Source organism: Microcystis sp. M53598_WE2 (assembly GCF_030067735.1).
Lineage (GTDB): Bacteria > Cyanobacteriota > Cyanobacteriia > Cyanobacteriales > Microcystaceae > Microcystis > Microcystis aeruginosa.
Map to the genome: position 1 here is coordinate 1 of NZ_JASJFE010000379.1, position 3,898 is coordinate 3,898.

The 3,898-nt window shown below is 41.0% G+C and carries 4 protein-coding genes; all 4 read right to left on the reverse strand.

Features of this window, described 5'->3' with window-relative positions:
• Positions 1–233: transglutaminase N-terminal domain-containing protein (locus PX636_RS08205; protein ID WP_288116708.1), on the reverse strand; the 233-nt coding region annotated here is incomplete at its 3' end.
• Positions 233–1,234 (reverse strand): alpha-E domain-containing protein, encoded by a 1,002-nt coding sequence (locus PX636_RS08210; protein ID WP_287999443.1) that lies wholly within the window; start codon positions 1,232–1,234, stop codon positions 233–235. The genes PX636_RS08210 and PX636_RS08205, both read right to left, overlap by 1 nt.
• Before the next feature lie 114 nt (positions 1,235–1,348).
• Entirely contained in the window at positions 1,349–2,785 is a 1,437-nt protein-coding gene (locus tag PX636_RS08215; protein ID WP_002798127.1) for a circularly permuted type 2 ATP-grasp protein, read from the reverse strand.
• Between the two features lie 41 nt (positions 2,786–2,826).
• Positions 2,827–3,898 (reverse strand): RNA-guided endonuclease InsQ/TnpB family protein (locus PX636_RS08220; protein ID WP_288116709.1); only part of this gene is annotated, 1,072 nt, incomplete at its 5' end.

Here is a 3,898-nt window from a genome sequence, read left to right on the forward strand (position 1 = left end):
ACCATATCAATCAATAATTCTTCCGTCGGTTGATTAAACCAAATTTGTAAACAAGAATTGCCATCGAGGTCGATAATATTAGTTATTGTTAAAGGTTCTGGGTTAATTTTGAGGGTAAACTCTCGTAAAGTTTGCCCACCATCGGATTTTGGTCGCAAGCGCAGCAGATGGGGTGATAAAATCACGGGTTGATTATAGAAATAGTTAGTTTGATGCCGAATGTGATAACGCATTAAGTTGTTAATTGGGATTGATATTGAAAGTTATTTACTGGCAGAGGTGAGGCAAGTTCAGGATTAAAAACAAAGAAAGTTTCTGTCATTTTTATTCCCACATCATTAACTCTTTTTTGAATATGGTCGAGGAATTCATGCAATCCCATTTCAATAACATCCTCGATAGTTAGATAACTCATTTCGGCACAAAGTCGCCCTAAACTTCTTTCTACTGAATTGCCCCAAGTTCCTACAGGAGTACCGGTAACTTGATGCAAACAGTGGTCTAATTCCCGCAGACAAAAGTGAATTGAACGAGGAAATTCTCGATTAAGAATTAAAAATTCGGCCACGTCACTAGGAGTAATCCGTCGTTGACATTTACGATACATTTCGTAGGCACTCACCGACCGCAGTAAAGCAATCCATTGAATTTGGTCTAGAGAAGTTCCTACCCATTGAGCGGAAGGCAAGAGATAATAGTATTTAACATCAAGAATTCTGGCGGTTTTATCGGCGCGTTCCTGTAATCTTCCCATAACGCCAAAATGCCAACCTTCATTATGAGTCATCGTTGCATCCATCACCCCTGCAAAACGGTGACTAGCCAATTTAACTTGGGTAAAAAAGTTCGGTAAAGTAGTTTGAGGATGGTAAGAGGAAGCATCTTTTACCATTAAGAAAAAACCATTAACCTGTTCCCACATTTCCGAAGAAATAATCTCGCGAACTGACCGAGCATTTTCTCGCGCCCAGCGCAAACAAGAGATAATTGAACTACTATATTCCGTGTCAAATGTCAAGAAATTGATCACATTTTCTGCGGTGGCTGTGCCGTAACGTTTCTTGAATTGTTCTAAATCTCCCGTGGTTAAAACCAAAGGTTCCCACTGTTGCAAAACACTGGTAGGTACATCTAACATTAAATTAAGGTTAACATCCATAAACCGGGCGACATTTTCTGCCCGTTCAATATAGCGATTTAACCAATAAATTGAATCGGCAACTCTACTAAGCATAATTAACCAGGAAAAAGTGAAAAGGTTAGGGTGGATTGGGCGAAAATAATTTATGCACTCGACTCATGATTTAATTTTGGCCGTAACCCAGCAAAATTTTGATTATTGTCTTGATTACTTGGTTAAAACCCAAGTGTCTTTACTGCCACCACCTTGAGAAGAATTAACCACTAAAGAACCCTTTTTCAAAGCCACGCGAGTTAACCCCCCGGGATGCACATAAATTTCATCGCCACGATGGAGAATATAGGGACGTAAATCCACATGACGACCTTCAACTTCCGTGTCAATTAAAGTGGGAACTCTAGAAAGACTTAACACCGGTTGAGCGATATAATTGCGAGGGTTAGCGGCAATGCGTGGGGCGAATTCTGCCCTTTGTTCGGGGGTAGCTTGAGAACCGACTAACATCCCATAACCTCCCGACTCATTAGCGGCTTTCACAACTAACTTATCGAGATTATTTAAGACATAATCTAAGTCCTTTTCTCGCCAACAAAGATAGGTGGGAACGTTATTTAAAATCGCTTCTTCTCCCAGATAATAACGAATCATATCGGGGACAAAAGCATAAATAACCTTATCATCGGCGACTCCCGTACCCGGGGCATTAGCTAAAGCGACGCGGCCTTCCTGGAAAACTTTTAATAACCCTGGTACACCCAACATCGAATCGGGACGAAAAACCGCCGGATCTAAAAAGTCATCATCGAGGCGACGATATACCACATCTACCCGTCTTAATCCCTTGGTGGTTTTCATTTGTAGATAACCATCAAAGACGACTAAATCACGCCCTTCCACCAATTCTACCCCCATTTGTTGGGCAATAAAAGAATGTTCAAAGTAGGCAGAATTATAGGTTCCGGGGGTTAAAACCACCACGGTGGGATTAGGTAATTGGGGTGGGGCTAAATTGAGGAGAGTTTCCAACAGATGGGAAGGATAATCATCCACCGGTTTAACATTCATTGTCTGGAAAATATCGGGGAAGGTGCTTTTCATTACCCGACGATTTTCGAGGACATAAGAAATACCGGAAGGAACCCGCAAATTATCCTCTAAAACGTACCATTGACCATCTTTATCGCGGACTAAATCGGTTCCCGTGATGTGACACCAGATACCTCCGGCGGGTTTTAGTCCCACACAGGGTTTCAGAAATCCCGTCGCCGAGGCGATTAATTCGGGGGGAATAATGCCATCTTTAATGATTAACTGGTCATTGTAGATATCGGAGAGAAAAAGATTGAGAGCTTTGATGCGTTGTTTCAGTCCTCTTTCTAAATAATCCCAGTCCTCAGCCGCGACAATTCGGGGAATAATATCAAAAGGAAAGATTTTTTCCACCCCTTGATTGTCACTATAGACATTGAAAGTCACCCCCAATTCAAACAGGGCCGACTGAGCGGTTTCCCGGTGTTGTTGAAGTTCTCGGGGCGGCAGATTCTGCAACCATTTGATTAAAGGGGACGCGTGGGGACGAGGTTGACCATCATCTAAGAATAGTTCGTCGTAGAAGCCTTCGGGATCGTAGGTATTTAATAGCACGCTGACCTCATTCCATACCGATACTTTTTTGCTAACATACATTAACAATGCACTCTAAGAGAGTCTCTTAAAGAGGGGGTATCTCCCAAAGCACGAAGAAAAATTCCTCGTGCGCCATTAATATCTCTATCCATCGTCTTGCCATCAATCTTGGATTTAATGACTTTTTTTCCACCTAAGTTATGTATTAATTCACCAGTCCAGCTAACTGTTTTCGACGTATAGGCTTCACAGCAGTCTATTACTAATTTACCCATCTCAAAAGCCTTATGCTTGAGAAATTGCTTAAATCGGTAATGAGACCAGTTAAGCATCTGTCTAACAGATTTTGAGCGAATCTTCCTGCTATTTTTTAGAACCATTTCTGACACTTCAAAAGTAGGCAAAAGAATCACATCAAAGTTATCAACTAGGAATCTAGCAACTTGATGATGAAGTTCATCTACTAAATTCCTGATTTTATTTCTTAGTCGATTAGCTGCTTTTCGATAACGGTTTCTGGTTTTAGCATTAACTTTGGTAGAACGAGAAATTAAATCATCAAGGTGATAGCATAATCGTTGGATTTTACCTATATCCTGACTCCCGATTGAGCCAAAACTATTAGGCGAGAATAGTGCCAGAAAATCTCTAACACCGGGGTCTAGGGCGACAATGCGTCCTTGGTTATCGGATTCGCATCGTTGCACCTCATGGGGAATAGCTAAATAGTATTGTCCATTTCTGGATACTAATCGGCTATCCCCAAAATTGTCGGGCAGTGATTCGGTGAAGCGTATTTGCCCTAATTTTGTGTGATATATTCCTTTTTCTGAAATGGCTGACTTAGGAATATAACATGATTGCTGTTTATCTTTACGGGAACGGAATTTTATTTTCTGGATTTCCCCAGTTTTTTGATATTTTCTTTGAGCATTTTTAACGGCTTCACAAGCGTCTTTGACTGCTATTGATTTAATCTGGTAGGGGACTTCTTTAGCCCATTCTGGTAAATCATTAATGATTCCCGTCTTGATAGCCTTCCAATTAGCTTTTCTATCTGGTTCCTGTAGATATTTAATGGTTTGGTTGAAGACAAACCGAGATACTCCCCACCAGTGTTTCATCAGTTTC